The sequence below is a fragment of the Opitutia bacterium KCR 482 genome (genome assembly GCA_029269845.2).
Classification (GTDB): Bacteria; Verrucomicrobiota; Verrucomicrobiia; order Opitutales; family Intestinicryptomonadaceae; genus Merdousia.
In genome coordinates this window covers 1,307,734-1,322,940 of the sequence record CP149973.1, presented here as the reverse complement: position 1 = coordinate 1,322,940, position 15,207 = coordinate 1,307,734, and the positions used below count along the sequence as shown (strand labels likewise).

General features: G+C 56.6%; 9 protein-coding genes. 5 read left to right on the top strand and 4 right to left on the bottom strand.

All coding sequences use genetic code 11. From position 1 onward, the window contains the following. The first annotated feature begins 6 nt into the window (after window positions 1-6). From P3B99_005470 to P3B99_005460, 3 genes are all read left to right on the top strand, one after another. A complete protein-coding gene (locus tag P3B99_005470) occupies window positions 7-1,023 on the top strand; it encodes a LacI family DNA-binding transcriptional regulator (GenBank protein WYJ06661.1) in 1,017 nt (338 codons plus the stop codon). Window positions 1,024-1,108: 85 nt separating this feature from the next. After that, window positions 1,109-2,089, top strand: a complete 981-nt coding sequence (locus P3B99_005465) for an ROK family protein (protein WYJ06660.1) — start codon at window positions 1,109-1,111, stop codon at window positions 2,087-2,089. Window position 2,090: 1 nt separating this feature from the next. Beyond that, window positions 2,091-2,654 (top strand): SIS domain-containing protein, encoded by a 564-nt coding sequence (locus P3B99_005460; GenBank protein WYJ06659.1) that lies wholly within the window; start codon window positions 2,091-2,093, stop codon window positions 2,652-2,654. Window positions 2,655-2,751: 97 nt separating this feature from the next. Here the strand turns inward: P3B99_005460 and P3B99_005455 are convergent, their stop codons facing one another. Further along, on the bottom strand, window positions 2,752-3,780 hold the full coding sequence (locus P3B99_005455) for a right-handed parallel beta-helix repeat-containing protein (GenBank protein WYJ06658.1): 1,029 nt from the start codon (window positions 3,778-3,780) through the stop codon (window positions 2,752-2,754). Between the two features lie 686 nt (window positions 3,781-4,466). After that, on the bottom strand, window positions 4,467-8,012 hold the full coding sequence (gene nifJ / locus P3B99_005450) for a pyruvate:ferredoxin (flavodoxin) oxidoreductase (GenBank protein WYJ06657.1): 3,546 nt from the start codon (window positions 8,010-8,012) through the stop codon (window positions 4,467-4,469). 301 nt (window positions 8,013-8,313) lie between these two features. Here nifJ and P3B99_005445 point away from each other — a divergent pair, with 301 nt between their 5' ends. Together P3B99_005445 and P3B99_005440 are read left to right on the top strand one after the other, a co-directional pair. Further along, window positions 8,314-9,651, top strand: a complete 1,338-nt coding sequence (locus tag P3B99_005445; GenBank protein WYJ06656.1) for a Gfo/Idh/MocA family oxidoreductase — start codon at window positions 8,314-8,316, stop codon at window positions 9,649-9,651. Between the two features lie 19 nt (window positions 9,652-9,670). Continuing rightward, window positions 9,671-12,472 carry a ThuA domain-containing protein gene (locus P3B99_005440; GenBank protein ID WYJ06655.1) on the top strand — a complete coding sequence of 934 codons (2,802 nt, stop codon included), beginning with the start codon at window positions 9,671-9,673 and terminating at the stop codon, window positions 12,470-12,472. Window positions 12,473-12,549: 77 nt separating this feature from the next. Here P3B99_005440 and P3B99_005435 read toward each other — a convergent pair whose 3' ends face one another. Beyond that, on the bottom strand, window positions 12,550-13,239 hold the full coding sequence (locus tag P3B99_005435; protein WYJ06654.1) for a response regulator transcription factor: 690 nt from the start codon (window positions 13,237-13,239) through the stop codon (window positions 12,550-12,552). An 8-nt stretch (window positions 13,240-13,247) separates the two neighbouring features. Further along, window positions 13,248-15,011, bottom strand: a complete 1,764-nt coding sequence (locus tag P3B99_005430; protein ID WYJ06653.1) for an ATP-binding protein — start codon at window positions 15,009-15,011, stop codon at window positions 13,248-13,250. Window positions 15,012-15,207: the final 196 nt, after the last annotated feature.

Here is a 15,207-nt window from a genome sequence, read left to right as displayed (position 1 = left end):
GCCATAATGCAACAGGCGCGCAACAAAAAAGTATCACTCAAATTCATAGCCGAACTCGCGGGCTGCTCCACGACGACGGTTTCGAACGTCCTCAACAACAAGGGGCTGTTCGGCGAGGAAATACGCGACAAAATTTTGGACATCGTAAAAAAATACTCCTACAAAATGAACCCGTCGGCGCGCGCGCTGCGCTTGGGGAAGTCGGAGACGGTGGCGTTGGTGTTCTACCGCCCGAACGTCGATATTTTCAAGAGCGAATACTACCTCACAATGACGTGCGGATTCCAGAAACGCCTGTCTGAGCTGGGCTACGAAATCCTGCTTTCCGAAATTCCGCAGGACGTGGCGGAGGCGGGGGCGCAGCCGCGCTTCGTGTCGCGCGGAAAGGCGGACGCAATCGTGGCTCTCGGGCGCATTCCCGACGGCGCGGCGGAGTCGCTGAAAAACTGCGGGCTTCCCATGCTCATGCTCGATTCTTTCTACGCCGGAATAGACTCAATCTATACCGACGGGCTTTCCGCCACGCAAAAACTTGTCGAACGGCTCGCCGCGCAGGGGCACAAAAAAATCGCCTATCTTGCCTACGACAATTCCGACTTCAATACCGACATGCGCATTAAGGGCTACCTTGCGGCTGTCGAAAACGCGGGGCTTGCGCCGAGAGTTGTGCGCAATTTCGCGACTAACGAAGAGGGCGGCGACGAACTTCAAAAACTGCTCGAATTGCCCGACAGGCCAACCGCGGTGCTCGCAAGCAACGACGATTTGGCGACCTCGCTTATGTGCCGCGCCCTGTCGATGGGCTTTGAAGTACCCGACGCCGTCGCGTTCTGCGGCTTCGACGACACGGTTCTTGCAACCCGCTGCACGCCGCCGCTTACTACGGTGCATGTCGATTGCGAGGAAATCGGGGCGGTCGGCGCGGAAACGGTGCTGCGCCGCATAGCATCTCCCTCCGCTGAGCCTAAAACGGAAATCGTAAAGGTTGACATTGTCGAACGCGCTTCGACCCTCGGCGCGTAATTTTGCTTCGAATTTTCCTTTTTTTGTTTGACCAAGAAAAAGAAGCTTTTAATTTTCACTTAAACGTTAAACTAAAAGGAATTTTATGAGACAATTTATAGGAATCGATATCGGCGGAACAAAATGCGCCGTGGTTGCCGCCCGCGAACGCGCCGACGGCGGAACGCCCGAAATATTCGAAAAAAAGTCCTTTCCGACGATTGTCGGCAATCCCGAGGCGACGATTGAAAAAATCCTCGAAACCGCCGAAAAGACGGCAGCCCGCGCAAAGAGCGTTTCGGCGGTCGGCATAAGCTGCGGTGGGCCGCTCGACAGCTCGCGCGGGGTGATAATGTCGCCTCCGAACCTCGTAGGCTGGGACAACGTTAAAATTACCGAAATCGTTCGCCGCAGACTCGGCGTGCCTACATTCCTCCAAAATGACGCCAACGCATGCGCTCTCGCCGAATGGCTCTACGGCGCGGGCAAAGGCTCCAAGAATATGGTGTTTATGACCTTCGGCACGGGGCTTGGCGCGGGGCTTATCCTCGACGGCAAACTCTACGCGGGCACAAACGACAACGCGGGGGAGGTCGGGCACGTCAGACTGTCGGAATTCGGGCCTGTGGGCTACGCAAAGGCGGGGTCGTTCGAGGGTTTTTGCAGCGGTTCGGGAATCGCCCAGCTCGGCAGGGCAAAGGCGGCGGAACTTTTCCAGCAGGGCAAAGCGTGCGCATTCTGCGCGTCGCCCGCCGAATTGGACTTGGTGAGCGCAAAAAACATAGCCGCAGCCGCCGACGCGGGAGACCCGACGGCAATCGAAGTGTATAAAATTTCGGCGAGGAAACTGGGCTTCGGAATCTCGATTCTAATCGACATTCTGAACCCTCAGACAATAGTCATCGGCAGTATTTTCGCCCGCTCCGAAAACCTTATCCGCAGGGAAATGCAGAAAATCATAGACGCGGAAGCTTTGCCGAACGCCGCAAAAAAATGCAAAGTTGTTCCCGCGCTTCTCGGCGAGTCGATAGGCGACATCGCGGCGGTGTCTGTTGCGGCAAACGGAATTTTGCAATCGGAGAAATAAAATGAGAGAGGACATCGTAAATTCGCTAAAAGAGGCGCAAAACGCGCTCGACAAATTCGTATCCAACCCCGCGACAATCGACGCAATCGAAAGCGCGGCAAAGACGATGAAAATCGCCCTCGACTGCGGCAATAAAATACTAGCCTGCGGCAACGGAGGCTCGCTGTGCGACGCCACGCACTTTGCCGAAGAACTTACCGCGCGGTTCAGAAAAAACCGCCGCCCATTCCCCGCAATCGCAATCAACGACCCCGCGTATCTTACATGCACCGTAAACGACTTCTCGCCCGACATCGTGTTTTCAAGATACGTCGAGGGAGTCGGCAAAAAAGGCGACGTCCTGCTTGCGCTTAGCACGAGCGGAAATTCGAAAAACGTTGTCGAAGCGGCGAAAACCGCGCGCGAAATGGGGATAACTGTGGTGGCGCTGACGGGCAAAGGCGGCGGCGAACTCGCAAAACTCGCCGATATAGAAATCCGCGCGCCGATGTCGGAATACTCCGACCGCGTTCAGGAAATACATATCAAAGTAATTCATATCCTCGTTCAGGAAACCGCAGGATAATCGGCGCGATTGCTTCATGCAAACGCCCGCGCAAACCCTTTCCCAAACCGCAAAGCATTCAGCCTTGCGGTTTTGTTTTTTTTTCGCCCATTCAGAATCAGTAGTTTTGCGGGTGCGGCGAGTGCGGATTGTCTTTGACTTCGCAGTTTTCGAATTTGCCTACCGCCTTAACGGGAGCTTCCGTGTAGCCGTGGTGCATCGTGTTTGCGATTGCCGCGCAAGATTCCGAATCGTCAAAAAGAATGCCGAAACGCGGCGTGTAGTAGTCTTTTTTTCCGTCGGTGTGCCCCGCCATAAAGGTGTTGCCCGCTACGGAAACGCCCTTCGACCTTACCAATAAATTCGCGGAATTTTCGCCCTCGAATAGCTTTGCCGAATTTCTGCCGTTGCGGCGGAAAGCGTTGCCGTTGATTGCAACCGACCACACGCCGTCAATAAAAACGCCCGCGCCGTGGTTGTGGTCGAATTGGTTGCCGACAATGTTCCAGTAGTTGCCGCCCCTGCCGAGATACAGTCCGTAAGACTCGTTCCATTCAACGCGGTTGTGCGTGAACATGCCCGAAGACACGCGCCCGCCGAAGCCGTACTTGCCGTTTGCGCCGAATACGTTGTCTATGACATAGAAATCGCAGCCGCTGCACTCTGCGCCGCTGCCGAGATTTTTGTTTATCATGCAGCGGCGCATAATCAGAACAAAGACACTGCGCAGATAGACGCCGTGCCCCGAAAACCCTCGGATTTTGCAGTCTTCGATTGTTATAGTGTCGGTGTCGGAATTGCGCGGCTTGCCCTTTTTGTCGAACATGATTCCGTGCGTTTTCGAGTTCGGCTTGCGGGAGGCGTTGAGATTAAGCCCCGAAATGTGAATGTTTCGGGAATCGGTGATGTCGATGAGACACTCTGCGGAATAGTCGTCGAGAATCAAATTCGCGCCATAGGAAACCGAATAGCCCCACTTCGGCTCGCCTTTCAGTTTTATGTTTGGATAGGTTTTCAGTCCCGCGCAACGGTAGTTTCCGTCGGGAAAAATAACAGTGCCGTTGACCTTTGCGGCGGCGTCAATGGCTCTTTGAATGGCGGCGGTGTCCGAAACCGAGCCGTCTCCAATAGCTCCGAAATCGCGCACATTGAAAACATCGTCAGAAGCAAAAAGCGAGCCAATTAAAAAAAAGTAAACAACAAACAACCTGAACATGAAAAACAAATAACCCCATCGCCATTTCGAGTCAATAAATATATGAATAGAAGATTCCCCGCGAAAAAGTAAAACAGAAAACTCTTGCAACCCGACTTCCTCCGCGAGGTATCCTAAAAACAAAATCAAAATTTATCGCGCGAAAACATCGCGCACAAAAATAAAAAACCTCTCGGCAATCTGCACACTACCCAGCGGGGTTCTGCGGGGAACGGTTTGGCGCACAGGCGAGGCTCGCGGAGAAAACAAAAGGGGGCTGTACTTTCGTACTGCGCACCTTTCGCTTTCGAGTATGACTCTGCTACGGAACAAAACAATCCCGAAGTTTCATGCGCCTTTATGCAAAATAACCAAGAGAAAACACCCAGCCCCCAACTTCACTCCGACAGGCAACCCTAAAAGAAAAAAATCCAAATCTACCTGCGCGAAAACCTCGCGCCCTAAAATTACAAACCTCTCGGCAATCCGCACACTACCCAGCGGGGTTCTGCGGGGAACGGTTTGCTTCCGTAGGAGAGGCACACGGAGAAAAAGGAAGGGGGCTGTACTTGAGTACTGCCCCCTTTCGTTTTCGAGTATGACTCTGCTACGGAACAAACAAGTCCCGCAGGTTCCCGCTACCTATTAGCGAGGTATTTGTACTTCTGCCAGCGGAAGTTTACGAATTCCTGAGCTTCGGCATCGAGAATGGCCGCGCGTTCGGGATTCTGCATTTGCAGCATCTTGAAGCGGTTTTCGACCTTCATGTAGTCCGCAACGGGAATCTTCGGGTCTTTCGAGTCGAGCTTGAAGGGATTTTCGCCGAGCGCGATTTTGCGCGGGTCGTATCTGTACAGCGGCCAGTAGCCCGAATCGACAGCCGCCTTTTGCTGGGCGGGACCGTTTACGAGGTTGTAGCCGTGCGAGATGCAGTGGCAGTACGCGATAATCAGCGAAGTACCCTCATAGCTGTTGGCCTCGTTGAACGCCTTGATAGCCTGAGCGTCGTTCGCGCCGATTGCGATTTGGGCGACATACACGTTTCCGTAGTCGACCGCGAGCATGCCGAGGTCTTTCTTCGGGGTGGATTTGCCCTGCGAGGCGAACTTTGCGACCGCGCCGATAGGCGTGGACTTGCTCATCTGGCCGCCGGTGTTGGAGTAAACTTCGGTGTCCATGACCATGATGTTGACGTTCTTGCCGCTTGCGAGAACGTGGTCGAGACCGCCGTAGCCGATGTCGTACGCCCAACCGTCGCCGCCGAGAATCCAGACGGACTTCTTGACGAGGTCGTCGGAGAGAACCGCCAGCGACTGCGCTTCCGCGGAGTTGTCGCCCGCGAGCTTTTCCTTGACCGCCGCGACTCTTTCGCGCTGCGCGGCAATGCCCGCTTCCGTGGACTGGTCTGCTTCGAGAATGTCCTTAACGAGGTCGTCGCCGAGCTTGGAGGCGAACTTCTTTACGAGTTCCTTCGCCATTTCCTCTTTCTTGTCGAGGGAAATGCGGAAGCCGTAGCCGAATTCTGCGTTGTCTTCGAAGAGCGAGTTCGCCCAAGCGGGGCCTCTGCCTTCCTGATTGACGCAGTAGGGGGTCGTGGGGAGGTTGCCGCCGTAAATGGAGGAGCAACCCGTCGCGTTTGCGATGAAGAGCCTGTCGCCGAAGAGCTGGGTGAGCGTCTTGACATAGGGTGTTTCGCCGCAACCCGCGCACGAGCCGGAGAACTCGAAGAGCGGCTGGCGGAACTGGACGTCCTTGACGGTGTCGCCGAGCTTGAGCCTGTCGGGGTTCGGAATCGAGAGGAAGAATTCGAAATTCTTTTCCTCTTTTTCGCGAATGGGCTCCTGCGCGGTCATCATCAGAGCCTTGACGCCCTCTTCGGTCTTGCTCTTTGCGGGGCAAACCGTCGCGCAGAGACCGCAACCCGTGCAGTCTTCGGGAGCAACCTGAATTGTGAACGAGCAGTCGGGGTTCTTGGGCGATCGGAACGCGACGTGCTTGAAGTCTGCGGGCGCGTTTTCGAGAACCGAGTTCGGATAGAACTTTGCGCGAATCGCCGCGTGGGGGCAGATTGTGGCGCACTTTGCGCACTGAATGCAGAGGTCGGGATTCCACTCGGGAATGTCGATTGCAATGTTGCGCTTTTCCCACTGCGTGGTAGCCGACGGCCAAGTGCCGTCAACGGGCAGAGCCGAAACGGGGAGCTTGTCGCCCTCGTCGCTCATCATGATAGCCGTCACGCGTTTGACGAAATCGGGAGCCTTGTCGGAAACCGCGGGCGGGAAGCCTGCCTCCGCCGTAGCTTCCGCGGGAACTTCGACCTGTTGGAGGTTTTCGACCGAAGCGTCAACCGCCGCGAAGTTCTTCTGGACAACCTGCGGGCCTTTTTTGCCGTAGGTCTTTTCGATTGCCGCCTTGATTTTCGCGATTGCTTCGTCCTTCGGGAGGACGCCGGAAATCGCGAAGTAGCAGGTCTGCATTATCGTGTTGATTCTGCCGCCCATGCCCATCGCCTTGGCGACGCGGTATGCGTCAATGACGTAGAATTTGAGCTTCTTGTCGATAATCGTCTGTTGAACCTCGCGGTTGAGGTGGTTCCAAACGGTTTTTGCGTCGTAGATTGAGTTGAGCAGGAATACCGCGCCTTCCGCCGCGCAGTCGAGCACTCTGTATTTCTGCATGAACGAGAACTGGTGGCAGCCCACGAACTGCGCGTGGCGCACAAGGTAGGGCGCGCGAATCGGGTTGGGACCGAAGCGCAGGTGCGAAACGGTTATGCCGCCGCTCTTTTTCGAGTCGTACACAAAGTACGCCTGCGCGAAGTTCGGGGTTTCGTGCCCGATGATTTTAATTGTGTTTTTGTTCGCGCCGACCGTGCCGTCCGAGCCGAGACCGTAGAATACCGCGCTGAGAACGGCGGGGTCGTCAAGCTTGAAGGATTCGTCGTACGAAATCGAGTTGTTGGTAACGTCGTCGATAATGCCGACCGAGAAGTGGTTCTTGGGGGTAGCCGCCGACATGTTGTCGAACACGCCCTTCGCCATCGCGGGGGTGTAGTCTTTCGAGCCGAGCGCGTATCTGCCGCCGAGAACGACGGGGTCGAACGAGCGCGGGAGGAAACCGCTGTTGCGCGCTTCCGCAATGGAGGCTGTGATTTCCTGATAGAGCGGTTCGCCCATCGCGCCGAGTTCCTTTGTTCTGTCGAGAACCGTGATTGTCTTGACCGTCTTTGGGAGGGCTTCCGCGAACATCTTGACGCTGAACGGGCGGAACATTCTGACCGCCAGAACGCCCGTCTTTTCGCCGTTTTTATTGAGGAACGCCGAAACTTCTTCGGTCGTTTCCGCGCCGCTGCCCATGAGGACTACGACCTTTTCGGCGTCGGGCGCGCCCACATACTGGTAGGGCTTGTAGATTCTGCCCGTGAGCTTGCCGAATTTTTCCATCTGTTCGGCGACGATTTCCGCGCATTTCGCGTAGTAGGGGTTGCGCGCTTCCCAGCTCTGGAAGTATACGTCGGGGTTCTGCGCCGTGCCGCGGATAAACGGATTTTCGTTTCTGAGCGAGCGTTTGCGGAATTCGAGAACCTTTTCCTCAGGAATCATCTGCCTTACTATGTCGTCGGAGATGGGCTCGTAAGTGTTGATTTCGTGCGAAGTGCGGAAACCGTCGAAGAAGTGCAAGAACGGCACGCGCGATTCGAGCGTCGACGCATGCGCGATGAGCGCCATGTCGTGCGCTTCCTGAACGCTGTTCGAGCAGAGCATTGCAAAGCCCGTCTGGCGGCACGCCATTACGTCGGTCTGGTCGCCGAAAATCGAGAGGCCGTGGTGGGCGAGGGCGCGAGCCGAAACGTGCATGACAAAGCTTGTGAGTTCGCCCGCAATCTTGTACATGTTCGGAATCATCAGCAGCAGACCCTGCGACGCCGTGAAGGTGGTCATAAGCGTGCCCGTTTGGAGCGCGCCGTGAACCGCGCCGGCAACGCCGCCTTCGCTTTGGAGCTGGCTGATTGAGGGGGTAACTCCCCAGATGTTTTTCTTGCCTTTAACTGCCCATTCCTCGCACGACTCCGCCATAGGCGACGACGGCGTGATTGGGTAAATTGCGATTGTTTCGCTTACGCGGAAGGCAATCGAGGCTACCGCTTCGTTGCCGTCCGTAATTACGCTGTTGTTTTTCTTCATGATTGTATGATGTATTAAAATAGAGCTACAATAAACGCCGGTTTGCGCAAAATACGCCCACCGACTCTAAAAAATTGCCCTCCAATATAGCTTTCGAAACCCGCATACGTCAACACAATTCGACTTAAAAGATTGTCCGCCGCCTTCGCGGGGTTTACTTGTTGCAAATAATGGATATGCGGATTTTTGTGGGAGGCGCTCAATCGAATGAGGTTTGCCTAATCGGCTTTTGTAAATATTTGCTTGCCCGAATTCGGGCGTCCCGAATAGTTTTGAATTTGTAAACGCACACACATTAATTATGGAAAGACGCACATTTCTGAAAAACGCGGGTTTTGCCGCCGCCGCTCCGTTCTTTGTCTCGAACGGACTTTTTGCGAACGGCTCGCCCAACGACAAAATCAATCTGGGGCTTATCGGTCTCGGCAAAATGATGAGCGGGCACATATCGGGGCTGCTCTACGACAAGTCCGTACGCATTACTTCGATTTGCGACGTTGACGACGAGCGGCTGTCGTTCAACAAAAACAGAATAGAGTCTTTCTACAAAAAGCGCGGAGAGTCTGTGGCGGTCAAAACCCACAAGGATTTCAGAAACCTGCTCGCCGACAAGTCGGTTGACGCTGTGTTCATCGTAACCCCCGACCACTGGCATGCGATTATTTCGGTGCTCGCCGCCCGCGCGGGCAAGCACATCTACTGCGAAAAGCCGCTCACGTTCACCGTGGACGAGGGGCGGCAGATTATAGACGCGGTGAACGCAAACGGCGTCGTCTTCCAGACAGGCTCGCAACAGCGTAGCGAGGCGAGCTTCCGCGAGGCGGTAAGGCTTGCCCGCAGCGGCATGCTCGGCGAAATCAAGCAGGTTTGGTGCAACATCGGCAGAAAGTTTCCCGTAATCTATAATTGGGCGGCGGAGGAAACCCCGAAGGGCGTCGATTGGGACATGTGGATTGGCCCCGCGCCCATGCGTCCGTTTTCGAGCAACCTGCTTCCGTTCCTCGCCCCTCCGCCCAACCGCTATTCGCACCAGTGGGGCGCGTGGCGTTGGCACTACGACTACGGCAACGGCATGCAGGCCGACTGGGGCGCGCACCACTTCGACATCGCCCAGTGGGGGCTTGGCATGGACGGCAAAGGCCCGAAGTACGTCCACGTTTTCGAAGACCAAAACAGAAGCATTAAAAGCGACACCCGCAACATCTGCTACGAGTACGCAAACGGCGTCATGGTCTACTACGGGCAGCCGAAGATTCTCGCCGAAAGAGGCTATCCGCACGGCTCGGCGATGGTGACTTTCGTCGGGACGGAGGGCGTGGCGACGGCGTCGCGCGGCGGAATTTTCTGGGCGGACAAGCCGTCTCTGCGTTCGGGGAAAATCGCGCCCAAAAAGGATTTCCCCTACGTCTGCGAGGGGCACAAGGACAATTTCTTCAACGCAATCCGCACGGGCCGCCCGCCGATTTGCCCTGCGGAAATCGGGGTGTCGAGCTGCAACATGTGCATCATAGGCAACATCGCCTACAAGCTCGGACGCAGGCTCGAATGGGACTGGAAGACCCGCCGCTTTGTGGGCGATTCCGATGCGAACAAATATCTGTCGCGCAAAAACCGCGGCGAATGGGCTAATATCGCCTAACAGGGAGGAACATTGCAAGATGAAAAAACTTATCGCAATTTTTTCGGCTTTCGCGGTGTCGGCGCAGATTCTCTCGTTCGCGCAGGACATGGAAATAAAGGGGAAGAACCTCGAAAACATCGAAGCCGCGTGCCCGAAACGCGCCGCGGCAGCCCCGCGGAAACCGCGCAAGATTCTCGTGTTCTCGCGCACATGCGGATACCGCCACAAACAGGGCATTCCAGCGGCGAAGCTCGCGCTCTCGAACATGGGCGAAAAGCTCGGCGTTTGGAGCGCGAAAATTTCGGAGGATTTGTCCGACCTGTCGCCCGAAAGCCTCGCGCAGTACGACTGCCTTGTGCTCAACAACACAACGGGCATGTGCTTCGGCGAGCCGCAGCAGAAAATGTCGAAACTGCCGCCCGCCGAACGCGCCGCAGTTCAGAAACGCTCCGACGAAATCTGCAAAAACGTAATCGAGTACGTCCGCAACGGCGGCGGCATATTCGCAATCCACGCGGCGGTGGACAGCTACAACTACAACGCGTTCCGCAACCGCGCGTACACCGACATGCTCGGCGGAGAGTTCGTCGCGCACCCGTGGTATTTCTCCAACGCGCCCGTGACTTTGGTCATGGACGACGCGCAGTCGCCGCTCGTCAGGGGAATCTGGGACGGCGAGGCGTTCAAGCTCCGCGAGGAAATCTACATGCTCGGCAAGTCCTACGACCGCTCGAAGTGCCGCGTGATTTTGCGGCTCGACAAGTCGCGCAGTCCGCTTACGACCGCCGCCCGCGAGGCGCGTTTCGCGTTCCGCTCCGACAACGACTTCGCCGCCGCATACGTCAAGACTTTCGGCAGGGGGCGCATTGCCTACACGACAATCGGGCACGCCGACAACAACTACTACAATCCGAAAGTTCAGGAGTTTTTCCTGCGCCTTGCGCAGTTCGCATGCGGAGACTTGAAGGCGGACACTTCGCCGCTTCCGTTTACGGGGAAGTCGGTGCTCGCGCCGATGTCGGAAAAACCCGCGCCCGCGCAAATCGCAAAGCTTGCCGACCTCAAATTCGGACAGCCGCGCGACGAGGAAATCAACGGAATTCTGTTCGGCGTCTATGCAAACAACTTCGACAAAAAATACTGCGCCGAAATCGAAAACTTCGCGGTCTCCGAGCTTTCCGCCGCGAAGGGAAGCTCGGAATACAGGGCATTCCTCGGCGAGCTGCTCGACGCGTCGGGAATCTCGTCCGACAAAAACCTGCGCGTTCTCGAAAAGCTCGCCTCCGACGGCGGCACGCCCGAACAGGTTCGCAACAAACTTTCCGCCGCGCTCGACTGCCGCCGCGGCGAAAGGGTTGCGAAAAATTCTGAGGCGAAATTCGCCGTTCCCGCGTCGCTTCCCGAAAGCGCGGCGGAGCGTTGCAGACTCTTCAAGTTCCTTTCGAAAAATCCCGACGCGAAAATTCCGCAGTATCTGAACTTCGGAAATCTCGACGAAACGGGAAGGGCGATGCTCGCGTACGCGCTACTCGAACGCGGCGAAAGGGCGGCGGAGGCTCTTGCGTTCGAACCGAAGTCGGAGGCGTTCGCCGTCGCGTTTGCGGCGGTGTTCTCGCGCGAGGGCAAAACCTCCGACACCGAAAAGGTCTTGGCGGCGTCGGAATATGTCTCCGCGCAGATGCGCCCCGCAATGATTGGCTACGCGGTTTCGGCGAAAAACGCCGACGTAGCCGACGCCCTGATGCTGCTTGCCGCGAAAGCCGACACGCCAGCGCGGTCGGCGTTCCTCGTCGGCGCGCTCGCAAAGTTCGACCTTTCGCAATTCGTCCCCAAGCTGTTCGCGGGCTTCGACGCCGCGGCGGCGGAGACGAAACTTTCCGCGCTCAAAACGGCGGAGACAATCGCAACCCCCGAAGTCTTCTCGACCGTCGCAAAGCTTCTGCCGACGCTCGACGCAAAGCTAGGCCGCGCTGCGGTCAAGGTGCTTTTGAAGTGTTCTTCGGCGGATTTCACTCCGCAAATGCTCTCCGAAACGGTGGCGGCGTACGGCGAGTGCAAGCCCGCCGTGAAGCGCAACCTCGTGAGGTTCGCGGCGTTCGACTCCTCCGAAGCCGCGGTTGATTTCATGAAACGCGCGTTTACCGACGGATTCCGCTCCGAGACTGTAAAAACTTTCGGACAGTGGAAGAACCAGTCGGCGTTGGCGCCGCTTGTGGCAATCGCGAAAACGGCGAAGACCGACGGCGCGAAATCTGAGGCGAGAGCCGCGATTTTGACGCTTGCCGCGCGTTGCGGCCTCGACGACGCGACAATCGCGTACATGCTTTCGCAGCCGCTTTCCGACGCCGAAAAGGCGTCGCTTGCCGAGTCCGCCGTAAAGTTCCCGTCGCCCGACACCGCCGAACCGCTCGAAAGGGCGGGAATGCCGGCGGAGGCTGCAAAAATCCGCGCCGCCGTGAAGAACGCCAAGACGAAATACCTTGCGTGCAGGGGCGCGCAGAACTTCAAATACGCGCTCGACGGCGACCCCAAAACCCGCTTCACCACAGGCTCTACAATAAGCGCGGGCGACTGGATTGCCTTCGATTTCGGCTTCCCGAAACGCGTCTCGGCGGTGTCCTTCAACCTCGGCGCTTCCGCGCGCGACTTCCCCGACGAATTTTCGGTTTTTGCGGGCGCGTCCGACGCCGCGCTTTCGAAAGCCGCCGTCGGAATTTCGCGCTCCAAAAACGCCGTAGTCGTCAAGTTCCCTACGGGTTTCAAGGCGCGTTATGTGAAGTTTGTCGCGGAAAAGGCAAAGCCGTTCTACTGGTCTATTCACGAGCTGAAAATAGACTAATCCGAAATTCCGAAAACAAAAATTCCGCGAATGTCCGATTCGCGGAATTTTTTTGCGCCCTAATTTTCGCGCGGGTTCTACCTCGACATTTTGTAGCCCACGCCGCGCACGGTTTCTATCAGCTTTGCGCGGCTTCCGAGCTTTTTTCTGAGGTTTACAATCGCGACGTCCACCGCTCTGTCGGTGACGGGGTATCCGTCTCCGTGGAGGCTTTTTATGATGGCGTCGCGCGTGAAGACCCTGCCCGTGTTTTTCAGGAATGTTTCGAGAATCGAAAATTCGTTCGCGGTAAGCTCGACGGGCTTGCCGCCGATTTTCACCTCGTGGAATTCTGGGTTCAGCTCTATTCCGTTGCGCGAGACCGTCGCAGCAGCCTCCTCCGCGCCCGACTTGTCGTCGCGCAGCTGCGCCTTGATTCGCGCCAGCAGGACGCGCGGGCTGAACGGCTTTGTGATGTAGTCGTTCGCGCCGAATTCAAGCCCGCTTACGATGTCCGCCTCCTCGCTTCTTGCGGTAAGCATGATAATCGGCACCTGCGGGTAGGATTTCTCCGCGCGGTAGATTTTGCAGAAGTCCAGCCCGTCCATGCCCGTCAACATGAGGTCGAGCAGAATGAGGTCGAAGAGTTCGCCCTTTTCGAGCCGCGCGAGCGCCTTTTCGGCGGAATCGACGCGCGAGCACTTGTAGCCGCTTTTTTCGACGTTGAATTCGATAAGCTCTCCTATGCTTTCCTCGTCCTCGATTATTAATATTTTTTTGTCGAACATGGCAAATCCTATCCGATTGTGATTGAAAATTCCGAGCCTTTTCCCAAAACACTCCGCGCCGAAACGCCGCCTTTGTGGAGTATCGCTATGTGCTTTACGAGTGCAAGCCCAAGCCCCGTGCCGCCCATCGCGCGCGAGCGTCCCTTGTCCACGCGGTAGAAGCGTTCGAAGACGTGCGGCAGGGCGTCGGGCGGTATTCCCGCGCCGTTGTCGGACACCGTGATTTTCACGCCGCCGCGCTCGCCATTGCGGGCGGATACTTTGATTTTCGCGCCGTCGCCGGCATACTTCACCGCGTTGCCCACGAGGTTGCTTACCGCAAGGCGGATAAGCTGGAAGTCGCCGCGCACTTGGAGGTTTTCGGGGCATTCGATTTCGACCGAATCCCTCCGCGCCCGCGCCTGCGATTCGTGCGCCGAGACCGACTCTTCAATCGCCGAGCGGATTGGGAAGTACTCGAAATTTTCGGCGTCGAACTTCTTTTCGAATTCGATTTTCGAAAGCAGAAGCATGTCGTTTACGAGCGTGTCCATTCTGTCAGACTCCTTTTCGATTATCGCCACGAACCGCTTTTCGTCGTCGGCGTTTCCGTCGGAGTATTCGAGGGTTTCCGCCGCCATTTTGATTGCGGTAATCGGGGTTTTCAGCTCGTGGGAGACGCCCGCCACGAACTCGCGCCTGAGGGCTTCGTTCCGCTTCGCCGCGGAGACGTCGCGCATGACGAAAAGCGCGCGCGGCGTCGCCGATTCGTAGGGCAGGAGCGTGCCGACGAGCGCGTAGGTTTTGCCGCTCGAAATCTCGACGTCCCTGCGAACTTCCCCCTTGCCGCCGAAAGTCTCGTCGATTGCGTCGAGGATTGCGCTGTTTCTGAACGCCTCTACCGTTCTTATTTTGCCCTCGGAATTGTCCAATCCGAACAGTTTTGCGCATGCGTTGTTGAATTTCTTTAAAACTCCCTTTTGCGAGCATATGAAAACGCAGTCGGTCATATATCCGAACATTTCGTCAAGCTCGCAGTTGCGCTTGTAGAGCGAGTTTATGCGCTTTTTGAGGTTTTGCGACATCGCGAGAACCGACTTGCCGAGGCGTTCGATTTCGGAAATGTCGCTCGACGGCACGGGGGCGTCGAAGTTGCCGCGCGCGCATTCGTCGGCGGCGAACGTCAGGCGTTTGAGGGGCGCTGAAATGCGCTTTGCCAGCGCGAACGAAAACGCCGCAGCCATCACGATTGCCGCGAGCGAAAGCCCGATTATTTCGGCGGAAATGAGCTTCTTTGCCGCAAGCAGCTTCTGCATGGGCATCGACTGCCGCACGCAGTATTCGTAGCCGTCGGGGCCTTCCGCGCCCGCGGGGACTGCGGCGTAGACCATTTTTGTCCGCAGGGTGTCGGAGTAGCGCACGGTGAAGGTTTTTTTGCCGTCGAGAGCCTTTTTAATTTCGGCGCGGTTGAGGTGGTTTAGCATCGTTTCGCTGTCGGCGCGGGAGTCAACAACAACCTCGCCCTTTGCGTTTATGAGCGTCGTGCGTATCCCCGTGTTTTTGTCGTGGACGGCGCAGATTTTCGACAGCGTTTCGGCGGGCAGTTTTTCGTCTACCGCGTCCGCGACGAAATCGGCGGAGTCGGACAGCAGCCTTTCGACGCTTTCGCGGTAGGTGCGTTCGGCTATGCCGTGCGCGGCGAATGCGAACGCCGCGATTATTATTGCGCCGACAAGCGTCGCCGACGCGAAGATTCGGGCGAAAACGCCCCTCGACTTTTTTATGTATGCCATATTCGGAATTGTCTACCCGTCTTTTAGCGTATGTCGGGGCGGCGTCAACGATGTTTTTCGCGCTAACAAACTTCTAACATCGGGCGCATAAAGGGCTAATTTTTGTGTGCGATATTTTAACGCGTAAAAAACGGAATCCCCGCGAAGTCCCAATAAAGCGCAAACACGGAAATGCGAAGATATGCGGCGTCGAAGG

What these genes read in the sequence shown, in the direction of transcription:
- P3B99_005465 (WYJ06660.1), top strand. Translation starts at nt 1,109, where the DNA reads ATGAGACAATTTATAGGAATCGATATCGGCGGAACAAAATGCGCCGTG.
- P3B99_005445 (WYJ06656.1), top strand. Translation starts at nt 8,314, where the DNA reads ATGGAAAGACGCACATTTCTGAAAAACGCGGGTTTTGCCGCCGCCGCT.
- P3B99_005440 (WYJ06655.1), top strand. Translation starts at nt 9,671, where the DNA reads ATGAAAAAACTTATCGCAATTTTTTCGGCTTTCGCGGTGTCGGCGCAG.
- P3B99_005435 (WYJ06654.1), bottom strand. Translation starts at nt 13,239, where the DNA reads ATGTTCGACAAAAAAATATTAATAATCGAGGACGAGGAAAGCATAGGA.
- P3B99_005470 (WYJ06661.1), top strand. Translation starts at nt 7, where the DNA reads ATGCAACAGGCGCGCAACAAAAAAGTATCACTCAAATTCATAGCCGAA.
- P3B99_005460 (WYJ06659.1), top strand. Translation starts at nt 2,091, where the DNA reads ATGAGAGAGGACATCGTAAATTCGCTAAAAGAGGCGCAAAACGCGCTC.
- nifJ (WYJ06657.1), bottom strand. Translation starts at nt 8,012, where the DNA reads ATGAAGAAAAACAACAGCGTAATTACGGACGGCAACGAAGCGGTAGCC.
- P3B99_005430 (WYJ06653.1), bottom strand. Translation starts at nt 15,011, where the DNA reads ATGGCATACATAAAAAAGTCGAGGGGCGTTTTCGCCCGAATCTTCGCG.